Source organism: Pseudoclavibacter sp. RFBG4, assembly GCF_002931515.1.
In the GTDB taxonomy this organism is placed as follows: domain Bacteria; phylum Actinomycetota; class Actinomycetes; order Actinomycetales; family Microbacteriaceae; genus Pseudoclavibacter.
In genome coordinates this window covers 116,531-135,278 of record NZ_PSYC01000020.1, presented here as the reverse complement: position 1 = coordinate 135,278, position 18,748 = coordinate 116,531, and the positions used below count along the sequence as shown (strand labels likewise).

The following is an 18,748-nucleotide window of genomic DNA, read 5'->3' as shown; positions in this document are numbered from 1 at the left end:
TGGTACAAAGTAGCGGCGTTTCGAGCCCCTTGTCGATGGGGAGACCTCCCCGGGGCTCGTATCTGCTCGCCTGGGCGGGCGGAGGCGTCTCGTCGTCAGAGGCCCTCTGGCACGATCAGGCGGGCGCATCCGGGCTCGGTGGGTTCAAGATCCCAGCCGGCGTCACGACAGAAGTCAGCGAGTTCGTGCGCATCGCGAATCGCGTCGGCTCGCTTCGCCTGCTCGGCGGCGAGCACGATGAGACCGCGCGTGAAGAGGCCCTTGCCGCGTTTGTTGAAGTGGTTCAGCGAGCGAACCTCGCCGTCCGGAGTCCGGGAGACGACGTCGATGGTGACGTGTCGCTCGGCAGATCCCACCGGGCCGAGGGCGGAATAGGCCTTCGAGCGCAGATCGATCACGAGCCCCTCGTGCTCGGCGAGCGCCTGAGCTGTCGCCTGAGCCCAGCGATTCGCGGGGGCGACCCCTCCGAGGCGCGACCCTGCGGAGAGACGATAGGCGGGAATGCCCTCTCCCCCGCCGACGAGCCCGAAGAGGGCCGAGTGAACGGCGACGTGGTGCGCGGCCCAGCCGAGCTGATGGTCGCTCAGTGAGGACGCGTCGAGAGCGTCGTAGAGGACGCCCGTGTAGCGCAGCAGCGCCGCCATCCGAGGGCTGGAGCGCAGGCTTCTGTTGCGTTCCAGTTCCAGCGCGGCCTGCTTCTCTGAGATCTTCAGTACCTTGCGGGCGGCATCTGCGTCGTGGGAGAGCCGCTGCAGCTCGCTGGCGGCGGCCTCTCGCACCTCCGAGAAGGTCTCCGCCCAGCTCAGTCCGCCTGCCTCCGGTGTCTGCACCAGATCGTCGCTGAACGCAGCGTTGCCGCCGTCCCGTTTGGTTTCGGACGGCGGCAACAACAGCAGGAGACGTTCGGTCACTCCCCGGAGACGAGTTCAGCCTCGCCGGCGACGACCGTGACGACGTCGCTGTTCACCGAGAGGAACCCGCCCTCAGCGTTGGCGACGATCTTCGATCCGTCGGTGGTCGTGATGCGAACCTGGCCGGACCCCAGGGACGCGAGCATGGGCTCGTGGCCGGAGAGGATTCCGATCTCACCTTCGGAGGTGCGAGCGACGACCATGGTCGCGCCGCCTTCCCAGACGAGCTTGGTTGCTTCGACGACCTTGACGGTCAGTTCGCCTTTGCCTGCCATGACTATGCGTTGTCCTTCTGCATCTGCGCCCACTTCTCTTCGACGTCGTTGATTCCACCGACGTTGAAGAAGGCCTGCTCGGCGACGTGGTCGAAGTCACCCTTGGCGATGGCGTCGAACGACTCGATGGTCTCCTTGAGGGGAACCGTGGAGCCCTCGACACCGGTGAACTTCTTCGCCATGTAGGTGTTCTGCGAGAGGAACTGCTGGATGCGGCGGGCGCGGGAGACGGTGATCTTGTCTTCCTCGGAGAGCTCGTCGACACCGAGGATCGCGATGATCTCCTGCAGTTCCTTGTTCTTCTGGAGGATCTGCTTGACCTCGGTCGCGACCCGGTAGTGGTCGGCACCCAGGTAGCGCGGGTCGAGGATGCGGCTCGTGGAGGTGAGCGGGTCGATGGCCGGGTAGAGGCCCTTCGACGCGATCTCTCGCGAGAGCTCCGTGGTCGCGTCGAGGTGGGCGAACGTCGTCGCGGGGGCCGGGTCGGTGTAGTCATCGGCAGGCACGTAGATGGCCTGCAGGGACGTGATCGAGTGGCCACGCGTCGACGTGATGCGCTCCTGGAGCACACCCATCTCGTCGGCGAGGTTCGGCTGGTAGCCGACGGCGGACGGCATGCGGCCGAGCAGCGTCGAGACCTCGGAACCCGCCTGCGTGAAGCGGAAGATGTTGTCGATGAAGAGGAGCACGTCCTGCTTCTGCACGTCACGGAAGTACTCAGCCATGGTGAGGGCCGAGAGGGCGACGCGGAGTCGCGTTCCCGGCGGCTCGTCCATCTGGCCGAACACAAGCGCCGTCTTGTCGAAGACGCCTGCTTCTTCCATCTCGTAGATGAGGTCGTTGCCCTCACGGGTGCGCTCGCCGACACCGGCGAAGACCGAGACGCCGCCGTGGTCCTGCGCGACTCGCTGGATCATCTCCTGGATGAGGACGGTCTTGCCGACGCCGGCTCCACCGAAGAGACCGATCTTTCCACCCTGGACGTACGGGGTGAGGAGGTCGATGCTCTTGATGCCGGTCTCGAAGAGCTCGGTCTTCGACTCGAGCTGGTCGAAGGCCGGGGGCTCGCGGTGGATGGGCCAGCGCTCAGTGATCTCGTAGGGCTCGGAGAGCATCGTCTCGTTGAGCACTTCACCGGTGACGCTGAAGACCTTGCCCTTGGTGACGTCGCCGACGGGCACCGAGATCGGAGCTCCGGTGTCGCGAACCTCCTGGCCGCGGACGAGTCCGTCGGTGGGCTTGAGCGCGATGGCGCGGACGAGGTCGTCGCCAAGGTGCTGTGCGACCTCGAGCGTGAGCTTGAGCGACTGGTCGCCAAGGCTCACCTCGGTCTCGAGGGCGTGGTAGATGCCGGGGATGGCGTCATGCGGGAACTCGATGTCGACAACGGGACCCGTGACACGGGCGATCCGGCCGACACCGGCCGGAGCCGTCGTGTCTTCCCTGTCGGAGACGATGTGCGTCGTCATGTCTTGTCCTTTTCTTGCGTGTTCGCGCGGTTATGCGGTTGCGAGCGCGTCCGCGCCGCCCACGATCTCGGAAATCTGCTGCGTGATCTCTGCCTGGCGCGCGTTGTTCGCGAGCCTGGTGTAGTCGCGCACCAGGGTGTCTGCGTTGTCGGAAGCCGCGCTCATGGCGCGCTGGCGGGCAGCGTGCTCGGATGCGGCGGAGTGCAGCATGGCGTTGAAGAGACGCGCCTGGATGTAGTCCGGAAGCAGTGCGTGAAGCACGGTCTCCGCATCCGGCTCGAACTCGTACAGCGGGAGCAGCGGGGCCTCGTCGGCTTCGGCGACGTCTTCGCTGTCGACGACCTCGAGCGGCAGGAGCCGGACGACGGTCGGCGTCTGCGTGACCATCGACTGGAACCGGTTGTAGACGTAGTGGATCTCCTCCACGCCACCCTCTTCGAACGGAATCGTGAACCGTTCGACGAGGGCTTCGCCCAGTTCCTTCGCGGTCTGGAAGACCGGAAGGTCGGTGGCACCCGTCCACTGCTTCTCGCTGGCACGCTTGCGGAAGGCGAAGTAGCCGACCGCCTTGCGCCCGACGAGGTAGTGGACAACTTCCTTGCCCTCGGCCTCGAGCGTGTTGGTGAGGCCCTCGGCCTCGCGCAGAACGCTCGAGGAGAAGGCTCCGTTGAGGCCTCGGTCGCTCGTGAAGACGACAACCGCGACGCGGCGGACCTCTTCGCGCTCGGTGACGAGGATGTGATCGATGTCCGTGTAGCTGGCGACTGCCGAGACTGCCTCGGTGATCGCCTGCGCGTACGGGTTCGACTCGGCCATGCGTTTCCGCGCCTTGGTGATGCGCGAAGTGGCGATCAGCTCCATGGCGCGGGTGACCTTCTTCATCGTCTGGGCAGACTTGATCTTCTGCCGGTAGACCCGAAGTTGTGCTCCCATGCTTCTCCTGTGCTCGTCGTCGAAGTCGTCGAGGGCGCCTAGCGGCGCTTCTTGACGATCTTCTCCTGCTCGATCTCGTCAGCGGCGACCTGTTCGGCGCTAGCGACGAGCGGAGTTCCGTCGTTCTTGAGGTACGTCTTCGAGAAGCCGTCGACGCCTTCGGCCATGGCCTTCAGCGTGTCGTCTTCGAGCTTTCCGCTGTCGCGGAGGCGGGCGAGGACGTCGGTGTTGCGCTCGAGGTACTCGAGGAGCTCGTTCTCGAAGCGCAGGATCTCGTCGACTGGCACGAGATCGAGCTTGCCGTTCGTTCCAGCCCAGATCGCGACGACCTGCTGCTCGACGGGGTACGGCGAGTACTGCGGCTGCTTGAGGAGCTCCGTGAGGCGCGCTCCACGTTCGAGCTGACGGCGCGTCGTCGCGTCGAGGTCCGACGCGAACATCGCGAAGGCCTGCTGCGAGCGGTACTGCGCGAGCTCGAGCTTGAGCGTTCCCGAGACCTTCTTGATGTGCTTCTGCTGAGCGTCGCCACCGACTCGCGAGACCGAGATTCCGACGTCGACCGCTGGACGCTGGTTGGCGTTGAAGAGGTCGGACTGGAGGAAGATCTGGCCGTCCGTGATCGAGATCACGTTGGTCGGGATGTACGCCGAGACGTCGTTCGCCTTGGTCTCGATGATCGGAAGCCCGGTCATGGAGCCGGCACCCATCGCATCGGAGAGCTTGGCGCAGCGCTCGAGGAGGCGGGAGTGCAGGTAGAACACGTCACCTGGGTAGGCCTCGCGTCCCGGCGGGCGACGCAGGAGAAGCGACACGGCGCGGTAGGCCTCAGCCTGCTTCGACAGGTCGTCGAAGACGATCAGGACGTGCTTGCCCTCGTACATCCAGTGCTGGCCGATGGCCGAGCCCGTGTACGGGGCGAGGTACTTGAAGCCGGCAGGGTCGGAGGCAGGGGACGCGACGATCGTCGTGTACTCCATCGCACCGGCGTCTTCCAGCGCACCCTTGACGGAGGCGATGGTCGAGCCCTTCTGGCCGACGGCGACGTAGATGCAGCGAACCTGCTTGTTGACGTCTCCGGACTCCCAGTTGGCCTTCTGGTTGATGATCGCGTCGATCGCGATCGCCGTCTTGCCGGTCTGGCGGTCGCCGATGATGAGCTGACGCTGGCCACGGCCAACGGGGATCATCGCGTCGATGGCCTTGATGCCGGTCTCGAGCGGCTCGTGAACCGACTTGCGGTCCATGACGCCAGGTGCCTGGAGCTCGAGGGCGCGGCGTCCGGACGTGGCGATCTCGCCGAGTCCGTCGATCGCGTTGCCGAGGGGGTCGACGACACGGCCGAGGTAGCCCTCGCCGACGGGCACGGAGAGGACTTCACCGGTGCGGCGGACTTCCATGCCCTCGACGATGCCCTGGAACTCGCCGAGGACGATGACGCCGATGCTGCTCTCGTCGAGGTTCTGTGCAAGACCGAGCGTTCCATCGGCGAAGGTGATGAGCTCGTTGGCCATGACGCCAGGAAGACCCTCGACGTGCGCGATGCCGTCCGAGGCGTCAACCACGGTGCCGACCTCGGTCGCCGTGGCGCCTTCCGGACGGTATGAGGAAGCGAACTGCTGGAGAGCGTCGCGGATCTCATCCGGATTGATTGTGAGTTCTGACATGTTCTTCCCTTGTCGTCCGGGGCCTCGCCCCGAGAGTTTCAGTGCGTGAGGCTCAGGCGAGCTGCAGGCGGAGGTTGTTGAGTCGAGCGGCGACGCTGTCGTCGATAACGTCATCGCCAAGCTGCACGCGCAGACCGCCGATGATCTTCGGGTCGATGATCGTCGTGACGGAGACTCGTCGGTTGAATCGACGTGTCAGACCGGCCTCGAGCTTCGCGAGCTGCTCGGGGGCGAGCGGACTTGCGACGGTCACCGTTGCGACGGAGCGACCTGCCTGATCGGCAACCACTTCGCCTGCCCAGGTGAGGAGGCGACGGGTGCGTCGACCGAGCGGGTTTCCCACGAGCTCTCGGAGGATCAGCAGGCTGGGCGCGCTGATCTTGCCCGCGAAGAGACGCTCGATGAGCTTCGACTTCACGGCCGAGTCGCCGAGACGAGACCCGAGGGTGAGCTCGAGCTCCGGGTTGGCGCTGATCGTGTCGGCAACCCTGGTGAGCTCGGCGGCGATAGCCGACTGCTCCCCTGCGGTCTGTGCCGTCGCACGGACTGCGAGTTCCTGCAGGCCGAGCGCGAACTCATGGTTGCTCGACCAGGTCTGGCTGACAGCGTCCTGAAGGAGCTGCAGCGCGCGCGGGCTCAGGTGAGATCCGAAGACCCTTCCCGCGAGCTCGCGCCTGGCGCTGACGTCGGCGGCAGGGTTCGACAGTGCAACGAGCAGGTGCTGGTTGGCAACCGCAGCGTTGACCGCGGCGAACACCTGCTCAGCATCTTGCAGCTCTGCCTGGCCCCAGCCGTCGACGCTGTTCTTGAGGGCTGCCAGTGCGTGTCTGGTCGCGCTTCCCATCAGCTGTGCGTTCCTGCCTTCTGGTCGTTGTCGAGCTCGCTCAGGAACCGGTCGACGTAGGCCGTCGAGCGGTTGTCCTCGCGCAGGCTCTCCCCGACGACGCCGGAGGCGAGGTCGAGTGCAAGCGTGCCGACTTCGGCGCGGAGCGAGACGATCGCCGTCTGGCGCTCCGCCTCGATCTGAGCCTTGGCGGAGGCGGTCATGCGGTCGAGCTCAGCCTGCGTCTCGGCCTTCTTCTGGACCTTGATCTGATCTGCATCGACTCGAGCCTGCTCGCGGATCTCCGCAGCTTCGGTTCGTGCCGCAGCGAGAAGCTTCTCGTTCTCGTCGCGCTTGGCAGCAGCCTCGGCCTGAGCGATCTCCGCCTTGCGGATGCCGCCCTCGATCTGCGCTTCGCGCTCGTCGAGAACCTTGCGGAGCGCCGGGATGGCGAACTTCCAGAAGAAGAATCCGAGCACAACGAAGACGACCGCCGACCAGACGATGTCATACGTAGCGGGAAGGAGGACGTTGCCCTCTTCCGCTGCGAGAGTCGACGTAACCGCCGACAGTGCGAAAGTGCTCATGTGCGGACCCGCTTACTGGAAGATGAAGAACGTTGCGACGCCGATGAAGGCGAGCAGCTCGGTGAAGGCGATACCGAGGAACATGGTGACCTGGAGGCGGCCAGCCATCTCGGGCTGACGTGCCATGGCCTCGACGGTCTTGCCGGCGACGATACCGATGCCGATGCCGGGGCCGATTGCAGAGAGGCCGTAGCCGACGGTAGCGATGTTGCCGGAGATCTCGGCGAGCGTGGTGGTTTCCACAGGGGTTTCCTTCCGTATGGGTGGTGAAGCAGGATGCTTCGCGTGAGTCAGGTGGGTCTTAGTGGCTCTTGGCAGCGGCCTGCTGGATGAAGACCGCGGTGAGGAGCGTGAACACGAAGGCCTGGAGGACCGACGCGAGGATCTCGACGAGCGTCATCACGAAGCCGCCGAGGAGCGTGGGGATGCCGAACAGCATGTCGAGCGGGCCGCCTGGGCCCTGCATCGAGTAGGTGATGACGAAGAAGTTCGTCGCGCTGAACGTGAGGACCAGCAGCAGGTGGCCGACCATCATGTTGAGGAAGAGTCGCAGAGCGAGCGAGACCGGGCGCACGATGAAGATGTTGATGAACTCGATCGGCGTCAGCAGGATGTACATGGGCCACGGCACACCGCTCGGGAAGAGGGCGTTCTTGAAGAACGTGCCGGGGCCGGCTTCACGGAAGCCTGCGTAGATGAAGGCGATGTACGAGACGACGGCCAGCACGAGCGGCATGCCGATAAGCGCGGTTCCGGCGATGTTCAGTCCGGGGATGATGCCCGTGATGTTCATCGCGAAGATGCCGAAGAACATTGCCGACAGCAGCGGCAGGTACTTGTGGCCGAGCTTCTCGCCGAGAATGCCGTCTGCGATCTGCGACTTCACGAAGCCGATGGCGATCTCGGCGAGGGACTGACCCTTGCCTGGGATGACCTTCGGGCTGCGGAGGGCAAGCCAGAAGAGCAGCAGCAGGACGGCGATCGCGAGGAGTCGGACCAGGATGATGCGGTTCAGTTCGAACGGCGTGCCGGCGAACGCCACTGCCTCGAGGAAGAACTCGTGGTCAAGCGACGGCGGGTGGAAGATGCTGTTGTCCTCCGCGGCAGCGATGAAAACTGGCAGATTCAGGGCTGAGGCGAACAGAGCACTCTCCTGTCTCGGGGCGCAGCTGTCGTTGCTGCGCTTCGATGAGTTCGGGCGGGTGCACACACGGGAAGGACCCCTTCTCGGCGCACCTGGATCAGCCTATCAAGAAATCCCCAGGCAGGAGTGCACTTCGGGCCTCCCGGCGGAACTTTTCTACTATTTGTCGTCGCCGGGCAGGCGAACGTCGCTGACGTTCCCCATGCGGCCGCGCACGACGCACACCACATCGACGACCACGGTCGCGATCACGGCGACGACCAGGCACAGCCAGAGAGTGAAGAGGTGCACGATCGGCAGGTCCCTGATGAGGAAGAGCGCGCCGAGGAAGACGATGAACTTGAGGATCCAGGCACCGAGGATCGTCGCCATGAAGAAGATCTGATCGAGGTGGGATGCGAGGATCACGGAGACGACGGTGATGCCGGTGAAGAGGAGCGTTATGGCAGCAGCGAAGAGCGCGCTCCAGAGTCCGTTGATGCCGACCGCGAGGAAGCCGATGGCGCCGCCGAGGACGGCGACGGCGATCGCGACGACGACGGACCACTTCAGGATGCTCTTGAAGATCGGCACGGAGGTGGGGGTCGTGGAGGAGTTCATGCGTCCATTCCGGATTCGGGTGCTGCTTTGAGCAGCGAGGCGTTTGCGTCGGCAAGCTCGTCGTGGGCGTTCTCCCCCGGCGCCTTCTGCGCGCGACGCTCGAGGGACTTCCGTCGACTGAGCGGTGCCATGGTGACAAGCGTGCAGGCGACGAAGCCGACGACGACGAAGCCGATGACGAGGCCGATGGGGATCGAGATGAGATCGGCGGCGAACGCCATGAGCGCTCCCACGGAGACGACCGCGGTCCAGGAGTAGAACACGACGACCGCCCATCGCTGGGAGTGGCCCATGTCGAGCAGCCGGTGGTGGAGGTGCTTGCGGTCGGCGGTGAACGGCGACTTGCCCGCCCTCATCCGCCGGAACACCGCGAGAGAGAAGTCGAGCAGCGGCACGATCAGGACCGCGAACGGGATGATCATCGGCAGGAAGGCCGGCCAGAGCTCCGTCCGACTGATGGTCTGCGGGTCGACCTCTCCGGTCACGGCGACCGCGCTGGCTGCCATGAGGAGGCCGACGAGGAGCGCGCCCCCGTCCCCCATGAACATCTTGGAGGGGTACCAGTTCAGCACGAGGAAGCCGAGGCAGATGCCGATGACGATGGCGGACAGCAGCGCCCCCATCGTGAAGCGGCCGGTCTGGCCGGCGAACTCGCTGAGCACGTAGCTGTACACGAGGAAGACGCCGTTGGCGATGATGGCCACGCCTGCCACGAGGCCATCGAGGCCGTCGATGAAGTTGACCGCGTTCATGACGAGGACGACGGCGAGCACCGTGATCGCGATCGACATCCACTGCGAGCCGACCGTGATGCCGCCGATCGGCAGCGACGTGATGGCGACTCCCTGCCAGGCGAGGAGGATGGCTGCGAGGATCTGCCCCGCGAGCTTCGTCATCCAGTCGAGGTCGATGAAGTCGTCGATGACCCCGATGAGCACGATGAGGGATGCGGCGCCGACAAGCGCCCAGATGCGCCCCGGCTGCTCGAAGACGAGAGAGAAGAACGGGATCTGGGATGCGGCCGCCAAGGCGAGCAGCATGCCGATGAACATCGCGACACCGCCGAGGCGCGGCTTCGGGGTCGTGTGGACGTCACGCTCGCGCACCGGCGGGTACCACTCGAACCGCATGGCGAGTCGCCAGACCACGTAGACGAGCACAAGCGTGACGAGCGCTGTGCCGACGACGAGGGCGAGATAGATCCGCACGCTAGGACTCGTGCCCCGCTGCCGGCTCTGATCGCGACGGGGTCTCCTCGGCCGGCTCGGCTGCAGGCGAGCTGAGAGCGACGGTCTCCTCGCTCGGGCCACCAGCAGGCTCGACGGCATCGACCGGTGCCAGCTTGTCGCCGAGCACCTCCTCGATGAGTGCCCTGGAGAGAGCCCCCTGGCGCACGATGCGCGCTGGCTCGCCGCGCGTGAGCGGCGTCGCATCGACGATCGTCGATGCCTCTCCCCCTGCGGGGCCGCCGTCGAGGAAGACTCCAACGGCATCCCCGAGCGCTGCCATCGCCTCTTCTGCTGTCGTGGCAGCCGGCTGTCCGTGCTTGTTCGCGCTGGAGACAGCGAGCGGTCCCGTCTCCTTCAGGAGTTCGCGAGCGAGCCTGCTGTCGGGGATCCGGAGGGCGACGGTCCCGTTCGTGTCGCCGAGGTCCCACTGCAGCGACCCTCTGGCCTGCAGGATGACGGTCAGCGGCCCCGGCGCGAAGCGCTCGAAGAGCTGACGAGCGAGCGGGTGCACGTTCTCAGCGAGCGCGTCGAGCGTCTCGTGGTTCGCGACCAGCACTGGCGGCGGCGTCGCCCTGGTGCGCCCCTTGGCGTCGAGGAGACGCTGGACCGCTTGCGCCGAGAAGGCGTCGGCGGCTATGCCGTAGACCGTGTCGGTCGGCATGACGATGACCTCGCCGCTCGCGATGGCCGTGCGTGCCGCACGGACCGCTGCCAGGAGGTCGAGTGAGTCTGTGGTGGCGTAGATCTGTCCCATTCTTCGTCACATGATAGCCGGGCGACCGGAGTCACCCTCGTTCGACGCGGAGCGGATGGCAGATGTGATCCGGTCGCGGCCGGTGAGGTCTCTGGCGGTGGCTGCGCGACGGAAGCCAGCGCTGCCGAAGATCTCACGGATCTCTGCGCCCTGGGAGTCCTCGTGCTCGATGACGAGGACACCTTCCGGGCGGAGGGCACGGGCAGACCAGATCGCAAGCTCCCGGATGAAGTCGAGGCCGTCGCGGCCCGAATAGAGCGCCGCCTCGGGGTCGTGGTGCCAGACCTCCCTGCTCTCTGGGCGGTTCGCCGCCGGCACGTAGGGAGGGTTGGAGACCACGAGGTCGAGCGACCCCGACGGGAGCGCGGCGAACGCGCGCGCGGCGTCCCCGAAGAATGTGGCCACCGCTCCCTCGCCGTAGCTCGCGACGTTGGACCGCAGCCAGGGCCACGCGGCACTGGAGCGCTCGATCGCCGTCATGGTGATGCCTCCGTGGAGGCGAGCCACGCCGAGCGCGACGGCCCCGGTCCCGGATCCGACGTCGACGCCCGTGAGCTTCGCCCGCGTCGACTCGGCGCCGCCGAGAAGTTCGACCGCAGCCGTGACCAGTGATTCCGTCTCCGGGCGCGGGACGAACGCCCCGGGTCCCACCGCCAGCTCCATGTCGATGAACGGAGCCCATCCGGTGACGTGCTGGAGCGGTTCGTGCCGTGCACGACGCGACGCCGCCTTGGAGACGGCCTGAGCGTCCGCCTCGGACACCGCTCGGCCGAGAAGCGAACGCATCTGCACCTCGCCTCGTGAGACGCGCAGGACCGCTGCGAGGAGGACGTCCGTCTCGGTGCGCTCGTCCGCGATACCGGCCGCCTTCAGCTGTTCGCGAACCCGCTTCCGCAGCTCGTCCATGTGCAAGATCATGGGTAGAGTCTTCCGCACATCGACTCGCGGCGTCATCCACAGCATTCGCGAGGCAGATGATTGGGACGATTGCCGCGGGCGGACGCAGCCAGCGACTCCCACGAAGTTCACACAGCATCCCAGAAGGGCACGAAGTGACTGGAAAGATCTACAACGACATCACCGAGGTCGTCGGCCGCACCCCGCTCGTCAAGCTCGGCCGCATCAACGACACCGGCGCGAACATCCTCGCCAAGCTCGAGTTCTTCGGTCCTGGCTCCTCCGTCAAGGACCGCCTGGGCCTTGGCATCATCCGCGCAGCTGAGCAGAGTGGCGAGCTGCAGCCCGGTGGGACGATCGTCGAGGGCACGTCGGGCAACACGGGTATCGCGCTCGCCATGCTCGGCGCCTCCCGTGGCTACCGCGTCATCCTGGCGATGCCCGAGACCATGTCCGTCGAGCGCCGCCAGCTCCTGAAGGCCTTCGGCGCGGAGCTCGTGCTCACGCCAGGCCCAGAGGGCATGCGCGGAGCCGTCGCACGCGCCAGGGAGATCGTCGCCGAGACGCCTGGCGCGATCCTCGCCCGACAGTTCGAGAACGAGGCCAACGTGCAGATCCACCGCGAGACGACGGCGGAGGAGATCTGGGCGGACACCGACGGCGAGGTCGACATCTTCGTCGCCGGCGTCGGCACTGGCGGCACCATCTCCGGTGTCGGGCAGGTGCTCAAGGAGCGCAAGCCCGACGTCAAGATCGTCGCCGTCGAGCCCAAGGACTCGCCGCTCCTCACGGAGGGCAAGGCTGGGCCGCACAAGATCCAGGGCCTCGGCGCGAACTTCGTTCCCGATGTGCTCGACCGCGACGTCATCGACGAGGTGCTCGACGCGACGCTCGAGGACAGCATCCGCGTCTCCCGCGCGCTGACCTCGACCGAGGGCATCTTCAGCGGCATCTCGAGCGGAGCGAACCTCTGGGCCGCTCTCGAGATCGGAAGGCGTCCGGAGAACGCCGGGAAGAACATCGTCGTCATCATCTGCGACACCGGCGAGCGCTACCTCTCGACGGTGCTCTTCGACGACCTGCGCGACTAGCGAGTGGCAACGGCAGCACCTCGTCGAACGCCGGCACCGCATGGTGTCGGCGTTTGGCGTCGGGTCAGGGAGGACATCGCGGCGACGCGTAAGAACGACCCGGCGGCCCGCTCGAAGCTCGAGATCGTCGTCAACTACTCGGGACTCCACGCCCTGTGGCTGCACCGTGTGGCCCACACTCTCTGGATGCGCCCGGGCACGAAGCTCCTCGCGCGCACCCTTTCGCAGTTCAATCGCTTCGCGACGGGTGTCGAGATCCACCCCGGCGCCCGGATCGGCCGCAGAGTCGTGATCGACCACGGCATGGGCATCGTCATCGGCGAGACGGCGATCGTCGGGGACGATGTCCTCATCTACCACGGCGTCACGCTCGGCGGCACTTCGGGTCATCGCGTCAAGCGGCACCCAACGATCGGCAGCCGCGTCCTGATCGGGGCTGGCGCGAAGCTCCTCGGCAACATCACGGTGGGTGACGACTCGCGAGTGGGTGCGAATGCGGTCGTCACGCGCGACGCACCGCCCAACTCCGTGCTGACGGGGGTTCCGGCGCGCATCCGCCAGCGGACCTCCGCCGAACAGGATCTGGTCGGATACTACGAGATCTAAAAGATCTCAAAGGTCTGACCAGTAGCCAGGGGTGAAGCGGGCCGCGGAGGCCCTCGCAAAAAAGAAGGCTCCGCGCTGCAGACGATGGGACAGAAAGACAGAAAGAAAGACAGAGAGACGGCGACCAGCAGATCTGCTGGTCGCCGTCTCGCGCTGTGGTGGAGCTGCGCTTAGTCGTCGTTGCCCGCGAGTGCCGCGAGGCGGGCTTCCTCGTCGGCAGCGATGGCCGACTGGATGACCGGACCGAGGGCCCCGTTCATCACGTGGTCGAGGTTGTACGACTTGTACCCCGTCCGGTGATCCGCGATGCGGTTCTCCGGGAAGTTGTACGTGCGGATGCGCTCCGAGCGATCCATGGTGCGGATCTGGCCGGAACGTGCTTCCGACTCAGCAGCGGCGATCTGCTCCTGCTGGTGCGCGAGCAGCCTCGCGAGCAGCACTCGCATGCCGGCAGCGCGGTTCTGGATCTGGCTCTTCTCGTTCTGCATGGACACGACGATGCCGGTCGGGATGTGCGTGATGCGCACCGCCGAGTCCGTCGTGTTCACCGACTGGCCGCCAGGGCCTGAGGAGCGGAAGACGTCGATCTTGAGGTCGTTCGGGCTGACCTCGATCTCCTCGGGCTCATCGACCTCGGGGAAGACGAGCACGCCCGTCGTCGAGGTGTGGATGCGGCCCTGCGACTCGGTCGCCGGCACCCGCTGGACGCGGTGCACGCCACCCTCGTACTTCAGGCTGGCCCAGACGCCGAGAGCCGGGTCGTTCGCGTTGCCCTTGATGGCGACCTGGACATCCTTGAAGCCGCCGAGGTCGCTCTCCGTCGAGGAGATGATCTCGGTCTTCCAGCCGCGCTGCTCCGCGTAGTGCGAGTACATGCGCAGGAGGTCGGCGGCGAAGAGCGCCGATTCCTCACCGCCCTCACCGCCCTTGATCTCCATGATGACGTCGCGTCCATCGTCGGGGTCGCGCGGGATGAGGAGGCGGCGGAGCTTCTCCTGCGCAATGCGCAGGTTCTCCTCCAGCACGGGAACCTCTTCGGCGAACGACTCGTCTTCCTTCGCGAGCTCTCGCGCCGCCTCGAGGTCGTCCTCGAGCTCAGCCCTCGAGGCGTCCGCCGCGAGGATCTGCGCGAGCTGCGCGTAGCGCCTGTTGACCTTCTTGGCGCGCGCCGGGTTGGCGTGCAGCTCCGGGTCGGCGAGCTGCTCCTGCAGGTCTTCGTGCTCGGCGCGAAGCTGCCGAACGGAGTCGGCCATCTCGTGTCTGGCCACGACTACGCCTTGGCTGCGCGGATGGGCTGCTTCGCGACGGAAGCGAGGAACTCTGCGTTGGTGGTCGTGCTGGCGACTCGTGCCAGGACTGCTTCGAGCGACAGGAGCGCGTTGCCTCCCGTGAGCCCACGGCGGATGCTCCAGGTCGCTTCGACTTCCTGCGGGGTGAGCAGCTGCTCCTCGCGGAGCGTCTGCGAGTGCGAGATGTCGATGGCCGGGAAGACACGCTTGTCGGCGATGTCGCGCGAGAGGCGAAGCTCCATGTTTCCGGTTCCCGCGAACGACTCGAGGATGGTGTCCTCGGTCTTGGAGCCGGTGCCGATCATCGCCGTGGCGAGGATCGTGAGCGAGCCGCCGTTCTCGACGTTCTTGGCCGAGCCGAAGAAGCGTCGAACGGGGGTGAGTGCGGATGCGTCGACGCCGCCGGGCAGGATGCGTCCGGATGCGGGTGCCGCGAGGTTGTAGGCGCGGCACAGCTGGGTGACGCCGTCGAGCAGCACGACGACGTCGTGGCCGAGCTCGACGAGGCGCTTGGCTCGCTCGATCGCGAGTTCCGCGACGGTCGTCTGGTCGTCGGCCGGGAGGTCGAAGGTGGCCGCGACGACCTCGCCCTGAATGGTGCGCTGCATGTGCGTCACCTCTTCTGGGCGCTCGTCGATGAGCACGACCATGAGGTGCACGTCCGGGCTGTTCTTCGCGACGGCAGCTGCAACCTGCTCGAGGACGATCGACTTGCCCGACTTGGGCGGGGCGACGATGAGGCCGCGTGTGCCCTTGCCGATGGGCGCGAAGAGGTCCATGAGTCGAGTCGCGACGCGATCTTCGCTCGTCTCGAGACGGAGGCGCTCCTGCGGGTAGAGCGCGGTCAGCGAGTCGAAGTCTGGACGCTGGCGCGGCTCCTCCGGCGACTGGCCGTTGATGGCGTCGAAGCGGACGATCGCGTTGAACTTCTGGCGGCCGTGCTGGTTCTCGCCCTCGCGCGGCTGGCGGATGGCTCCGACGACGGCGTCGCCCTTGCGGAGCTGGTACTTCTTGACCTGCGCGAGCGACACGTAGACGTCGTTGGGTCCCGGGAGGTAGCCGCTGGTGCGGACGAAGGCGTAGTTGTCGAGGACGTCGAGGATGCCGGCGATGGGCAGGAGAACGTCGTCGGCCGCGATCTCCGGCTCGGTGTCCTCAGCGCCTCCGCGTCCGCGCTTGCGGTCGCGGTAGCGTCCGCCGCGGCTGCGACGCTGCTCGTCGGTCTCGTCGTCGGACTGCGCGTCCTGGGCCTGCGGGGTCTCTGTGCGGCCCTGGGCCTGCTCGCCGCCACGTCCGCGAGAGCGTCCGCGCTGGCGGCGTCCGCCCTGCTGCTCGTCGTCCTGCGCGTCGCTGCTCTGCTCTGCGGGCGCCTCTTCCTGCTTGGCGGCCGGCTCGGCGCTGTCCGTGCTCTGCTCGTTGTCGGCTCCGCGACCACGGCGTCCGCGTCCGCGTCCGCGCTTGCGCTGACCGGCGCGGCCCTGGTCCTCGTCGCGTGCGTCGTCCTGCTCGGAGGCTTCGCCGCGTGCGGGCGGGAGGACGAGGTCGTCGAGGGAGAGCTCGGGGACGCTCGGGGACGAGGACTGCTCGGCTTCGGTGGCCTCGGGTGCCGGCGCCTCGGATGCTGCCGCCTCGGTGCGGTCGTCCTCGGTGACGGCCGGGGTCTCGTCGACGGCGAACGCCGGCGCTTCAGCCTCGGGGGCGGAAGGCTCGACGGGCGCCGACTGCTCCTCAACCGCTTCGGCCGGAGCCTCTGCGGCGACAGCCTCGGGCTCGGCGCTCGTCCGTGCGGCCTCGATGGCCTCGATGAGCGCTCCCTTCCGCAGGCTGCGAGCGCCGCGGATCTGGAGTCCGGCGGCAAGCGCCTGGAGGTCGGCGACCTTCATCGAGGTGAGCGGAGCTTCCTGCCCCGCAATTGGTGTTGTGTCAGTCATCTGCTGTGAGTCCTTACCTCTACCGCGTTCTGCGGTGTTCAGATCGAGCGAGCGGGACTTCTCACACACTCTGAACCACATCGACAGAAATCGAGGGGGGTGCGTACTCCGCTGCTCGGAGAGTTGAAGCTGTCGCGCTGTGCCTACACCGAGAGTGTGGCCGCGTCGCCCGACAGCACCTCAACTGTAGCACCGAGGAAATCAACGGCGGGCATGATGGCATTCCACTTCGTCTGCGTGTTGGCCTCGGCGACCGCGGCTGCCTGCAGACGCTGCTCGGGGCTGGAGCACAGCACGAGGACGCTCGGGCCCGCGCCGGAGACCACGGCGGGCAGTCCAGCAGCGCGCAGCTCGGCGACGAGGCCGCTCGTGAAGGGCATCGCGGATGCGCGGTAGCTCTGGTGGAGCCGGTCTTCCGTGGCCTCGAAGAGCAGCTCCGGGCTCTGCACGAGCGCGGCGACGAGCAGCGCCGAGCGGGAGAGGTTGAAGATCGCGTCGGCGTGCGGGACGCTCTCCGGCTGGAGGCTCCTGGCGAGCTTCGTCGACATCGTCTCCGTCGGGATGAGCACGATGGGCGAGACGCCGCGGTGCACGAGCAGCTGCTTGGAGCGGGGGCCGTTCTCGCCGACCCAGGCGATCGTGAGGCTGCCGAAGAGGCAGGGCGCCACATTGTCGGGGTGCCCCTCGAGCTCGGTGGCGAAGCGGAGCAGCGTGTCGGCGTCGACATCGACGTCGTTCGACACGAGCGCTGCAGCCGCCATGACGCCGGAGACGATGGCGGCACCGGATGAGCCCATGCCCCGCCCGTGCGGGATCGTGTTGACGGCGCTGATGCGCAGACCGGGCAGCTCGTAGCCCAGTCCGTTCAGCGTGTGCTCGATGGACTGCACCACGAGGTGGGAGGCGTCGCGGGGCACGCTCTCCGCTCCCACTCCCTCGACCTCGATCTCGAGCACGCCCGCTGGCGCGCTCTCGACGACAAGCGTGTCGTACACGGCAAGCGCGAGTCCGAGGGTGTCGAAGCCCGGACCGAGATTGGCGCTCGTCGCGGGGACCTTGACTTCGACGCGACGCGCCTGTTCGACCTGCTTCATGCTGCGACTCCTAGGCAGAGGACTGTTGCGATTGGATTGATATCGATGGGAACGACGGCCGACGCGGTGCCGTCGAGCCGCCCTGCGCTAGAGCGCGCCCTCGACACGGAGCACCCCGGTGACCCGCCGTGATGCCTCGTGCGCGGCGAGGGCCTCTGCGAGCGCTGAGAGCGCTCGCTCGGTGGCCGAGTGCGTGCCGATGACGAGGGTGGCACCCTGCTCGGCCTCACCGGTCGATGGTGCGCCGGAACCGGCCGTCGCATCGCTCATGTCGGCGCTGCGCTGCTCCAGGGTCGAGACGGACACGCCGAAGTCGCTGAAGACCTTCGCGATCTCGGCGAGCACACCTGGACGGTCGTGCACCTCGAGGATGATCTGGTAGCGCGTCGTGATCTCGCCGACGTCGAGGACGGGCAGGTCTGCGTGCGTCGACTCACCGAGGCCAGGGCCACCGTTGACGCGTCGACGGGCGGAGGAGACGAGGTCGCCGAGCACGGCAGATGCGGTCTCCACTCCCCCGGCGCCAGCGCCGTAGAACATGAGGTCGCCAGCAGCCTGCGCCTGCACGAAGACGGCGTTGTTGCCGCCGTGCACCGACGCGAGCGGGTGCTGCGCGTCGACGAGCGCGGGGTACACGCGCGCTGAGATGCCCTCGACCCCATCTGCCGTCGTGACGCGCTCGCAGATAGCGAGGAGCTTCACGACGAACCCCGCCGCCTTTGCGCGCTCGATCTGCTCGATCGTGATCTCGGTGATGCCCTCGCGGTGGACGAGCTCGACGGGGACCTCGGTGTGGAAGGCGATGGAGGCGAGGATCGCCGCCTTCTGCTGGGCGTCGTAGCCGCCGATGTCGGCCGTCGGGTCGGCTTCCGCGTAGCCGAGATCGGTGGCGATGCGCAGCGCTTCCTCGAGCGAGTCGCCGCGAGTGTGCATCCGGTCGAGGATGAAGTTCGTCGTGCCGTTCACGATGCCGAGGATGCGCTCGACCCGGTCGCCCGCGAGGCTGTCGCGCAGGGGGCGGATGATCGGGATGGCGCCGGCGACGGCGGCCTCGTAGGTCAGCTGAGCGCCGACGCGCCTTGCCTGATCGAAGAGCTCGGGGCCATGCGCCGCGACGAGCGCCTTGTTCGCCGTCACGACGTCGGCACCCGTCGACAGCGCCAGGGAGATGAGGCCCTTCGCCGGGTCGATGCCGCCCATGAGCTCGATGACGATGTCGGAGCCGAGGATGAGCCGCTCCGCGTCGTCGGTGAAGAGCTCCTTCGGCAGGTCCACGTCGCGCTTCGCATCGACGTTGCGGACGGCGATACCGGTCAGCAGCAGCGGGGCGCCGACACGAGCGGCGAGCTCGTCGGCGTTCTCGATCAGGATGCGGGCGACCTGCGACCCGACGGATCCCGCGCCGAGCAGGGCGACTCGGATGGGTCGGTTCTGGTTCATCGGTTCTCCTC

At 66.9% G+C, this 18,748-nt stretch carries 19 protein-coding genes; 2 read left to right on the top strand and 17 right to left on the bottom strand.

Translation table 11 applies throughout. From position 1 onward, the window contains the following. Window positions 1–95: 95 nt before the first annotated feature. The 13 genes from C5E10_RS05720 to prmC all read right to left on the bottom strand — a co-directional run bounded on the left by C5E10_RS05720 (window position 96) and on the right by prmC (window position 11,307). Window positions 96–911 (bottom strand): YaaA family protein, encoded by an 816-nt coding sequence (locus C5E10_RS05720; protein WP_104330816.1) that lies wholly within the window; start codon window positions 909–911, stop codon window positions 96–98. Continuing rightward, window positions 908–1,186, bottom strand: coding sequence for a F0F1 ATP synthase subunit epsilon (locus tag C5E10_RS05715; protein ID WP_104241488.1), 279 nt, complete (start codon window positions 1,184–1,186; stop codon window positions 908–910). The genes C5E10_RS05720 and C5E10_RS05715 overlap by 4 nt, the downstream gene beginning before the upstream one ends. 2 nt (window positions 1,187–1,188) lie before the next feature. Further along, window positions 1,189–2,655 carry a F0F1 ATP synthase subunit beta gene (gene atpD / locus C5E10_RS05710; protein WP_104241489.1) on the bottom strand — a complete coding sequence of 489 codons (1,467 nt, stop codon included), beginning with the start codon at window positions 2,653–2,655 and terminating at the stop codon, window positions 1,189–1,191. A gap of 30 nt (window positions 2,656–2,685) precedes the next feature. Beyond that, window positions 2,686–3,588 carry a F0F1 ATP synthase subunit gamma gene (locus tag C5E10_RS05705; protein WP_104241490.1) on the bottom strand — a complete coding sequence of 301 codons (903 nt, stop codon included), beginning with the start codon at window positions 3,586–3,588 and terminating at the stop codon, window positions 2,686–2,688. 38 nt (window positions 3,589–3,626) lie between these two features. Further along, a complete protein-coding gene (atpA, locus tag C5E10_RS05700) occupies window positions 3,627–5,252 on the bottom strand; it encodes a F0F1 ATP synthase subunit alpha (RefSeq protein WP_104241491.1) in 1,626 nt (541 codons plus the stop codon). 52 nt (window positions 5,253–5,304) lie between these two features. Next, entirely contained in the window at window positions 5,305–6,096 is a 792-nt protein-coding gene (locus C5E10_RS05695; RefSeq protein ID WP_104330815.1) for a F0F1 ATP synthase subunit delta, read from the bottom strand. Beyond that, entirely contained in the window at window positions 6,096–6,662 is a 567-nt protein-coding gene (locus tag C5E10_RS05690; protein WP_104241493.1) for a F0F1 ATP synthase subunit B, read from the bottom strand. The genes C5E10_RS05695 and C5E10_RS05690 overlap by 1 nt, the downstream gene beginning before the upstream one ends. A 12-nt stretch (window positions 6,663–6,674) precedes the next feature. Next, on the bottom strand, window positions 6,675–6,905 hold the full coding sequence (gene atpE, locus C5E10_RS05685) for an ATP synthase F0 subunit C (RefSeq protein ID WP_104241494.1): 231 nt from the start codon (window positions 6,903–6,905) through the stop codon (window positions 6,675–6,677). 58 nt (window positions 6,906–6,963) lie between these two features. Then, window positions 6,964–7,791 (bottom strand): F0F1 ATP synthase subunit A, encoded by an 828-nt coding sequence (gene atpB, locus C5E10_RS05680; protein WP_104330912.1) that lies wholly within the window; start codon window positions 7,789–7,791, stop codon window positions 6,964–6,966. Window positions 7,792–7,965: 174 nt separating this feature from the next. Then, window positions 7,966–8,406: a hypothetical protein gene (locus C5E10_RS05675; protein WP_104241495.1), complete on the bottom strand. Its 441-nt coding sequence runs from the start codon at window positions 8,404–8,406 to the stop codon at window positions 7,966–7,968. Beyond that, complete coding sequence (locus C5E10_RS05670) at window positions 8,403–9,614, bottom strand: MraY family glycosyltransferase (RefSeq protein WP_104330814.1); 1,212 nt, start codon at window positions 9,612–9,614, stop codon at window positions 8,403–8,405. Before C5E10_RS05670 ends, C5E10_RS05675 begins: the two co-directional genes overlap by 4 nt. A gap of 1 nt (window position 9,615) precedes the next feature. Then, complete coding sequence (locus tag C5E10_RS05665; protein ID WP_104330813.1) at window positions 9,616–10,389, bottom strand: L-threonylcarbamoyladenylate synthase; 774 nt, start codon at window positions 10,387–10,389, stop codon at window positions 9,616–9,618. Window positions 10,390–10,395: 6 nt separating this feature from the next. Further along, window positions 10,396–11,307 (bottom strand): peptide chain release factor N(5)-glutamine methyltransferase, encoded by a 912-nt coding sequence (prmC, locus tag C5E10_RS05660; RefSeq protein WP_181062661.1) that lies wholly within the window; start codon window positions 11,305–11,307, stop codon window positions 10,396–10,398. Window positions 11,308–11,441: 134 nt separating this feature from the next. Here prmC and cysK point away from each other — a divergent pair, with 134 nt between their 5' ends. Further along, window positions 11,442–12,377: a cysteine synthase A gene (gene cysK, locus C5E10_RS05655; protein ID WP_258071008.1), complete on the top strand. Its 936-nt coding sequence runs from the start codon at window positions 11,442–11,444 to the stop codon at window positions 12,375–12,377. Window positions 12,378–12,380: 3 nt separating this feature from the next. Next, window positions 12,381–12,983, top strand: coding sequence for a serine O-acetyltransferase (cysE, locus tag C5E10_RS05650; RefSeq protein ID WP_104330810.1), 603 nt, complete (start codon window positions 12,381–12,383; stop codon window positions 12,981–12,983). 170 nt (window positions 12,984–13,153) lie between these two features. On the opposite strand, the gene prfA is transcribed toward cysE, so the two are convergent. From prfA to C5E10_RS05630, 4 genes are all read right to left on the bottom strand, one after another. Continuing rightward, window positions 13,154–14,236 (bottom strand): peptide chain release factor 1, encoded by a 1,083-nt coding sequence (prfA, locus tag C5E10_RS05645; protein ID WP_104330809.1) that lies wholly within the window; start codon window positions 14,234–14,236, stop codon window positions 13,154–13,156. Between the two features lie 17 nt (window positions 14,237–14,253). Then, complete coding sequence (gene rho / locus C5E10_RS05640) at window positions 14,254–16,203, bottom strand: transcription termination factor Rho (RefSeq protein WP_104330808.1); 1,950 nt, start codon at window positions 16,201–16,203, stop codon at window positions 14,254–14,256. A gap of 143 nt (window positions 16,204–16,346) precedes the next feature. After that, window positions 16,347–17,297 carry a homoserine kinase gene (gene thrB, locus C5E10_RS05635; protein ID WP_104330807.1) on the bottom strand — a complete coding sequence of 317 codons (951 nt, stop codon included), beginning with the start codon at window positions 17,295–17,297 and terminating at the stop codon, window positions 16,347–16,349. Window positions 17,298–17,384: 87 nt separating this feature from the next. Further along, window positions 17,385–18,737, bottom strand: coding sequence for a homoserine dehydrogenase (locus tag C5E10_RS05630; protein WP_104330806.1), 1,353 nt, complete (start codon window positions 18,735–18,737; stop codon window positions 17,385–17,387). Window positions 18,738–18,748 lie beyond the last annotated feature (11 nt).

What these genes read in the sequence shown, in the direction of transcription:
- C5E10_RS05715 (WP_104241488.1), bottom strand. Translation starts at nt 1,186, where the DNA reads ATGGCAGGCAAAGGCGAACTGACCGTCAAGGTCGTCGAAGCAACCAAG.
- atpD (WP_104241489.1), bottom strand. Translation starts at nt 2,655, where the DNA reads ATGACGACGCACATCGTCTCCGACAGGGAAGACACGACGGCTCCGGCC.
- C5E10_RS05705 (WP_104241490.1), bottom strand. Translation starts at nt 3,588, where the DNA reads ATGGGAGCACAACTTCGGGTCTACCGGCAGAAGATCAAGTCTGCCCAG.
- atpA (WP_104241491.1), bottom strand. Translation starts at nt 5,252, where the DNA reads ATGTCAGAACTCACAATCAATCCGGATGAGATCCGCGACGCTCTCCAG.
- C5E10_RS05695 (WP_104330815.1), bottom strand. Translation starts at nt 6,096, where the DNA reads ATGGGAAGCGCGACCAGACACGCACTGGCAGCCCTCAAGAACAGCGTC.
- C5E10_RS05690 (WP_104241493.1), bottom strand. Translation starts at nt 6,662, where the DNA reads ATGAGCACTTTCGCACTGTCGGCGGTTACGTCGACTCTCGCAGCGGAA.
- C5E10_RS05675 (WP_104241495.1), bottom strand. Translation starts at nt 8,406, where the DNA reads ATGAACTCCTCCACGACCCCCACCTCCGTGCCGATCTTCAAGAGCATC.
- C5E10_RS05665 (WP_104330813.1), bottom strand. Translation starts at nt 10,389, where the DNA reads ATGGGACAGATCTACGCCACCACAGACTCACTCGACCTCCTGGCAGCG.
- prmC (WP_181062661.1), bottom strand. Translation starts at nt 11,307, where the DNA reads ATGATCTTGCACATGGACGAGCTGCGGAAGCGGGTTCGCGAACAGCTG.
- prfA (WP_104330809.1), bottom strand. Translation starts at nt 14,236, where the DNA reads ATGGCCGACTCCGTTCGGCAGCTTCGCGCCGAGCACGAAGACCTGCAG.
- rho (WP_104330808.1), bottom strand. Translation starts at nt 16,203, where the DNA reads ATGACTGACACAACACCAATTGCGGGGCAGGAAGCTCCGCTCACCTCG.
- thrB (WP_104330807.1), bottom strand. Translation starts at nt 17,297, where the DNA reads ATGAAGCAGGTCGAACAGGCGCGTCGCGTCGAAGTCAAGGTCCCCGCG.
- C5E10_RS05630 (WP_104330806.1), bottom strand. Translation starts at nt 18,737, where the DNA reads ATGAACCAGAACCGACCCATCCGAGTCGCCCTGCTCGGCGCGGGATCC.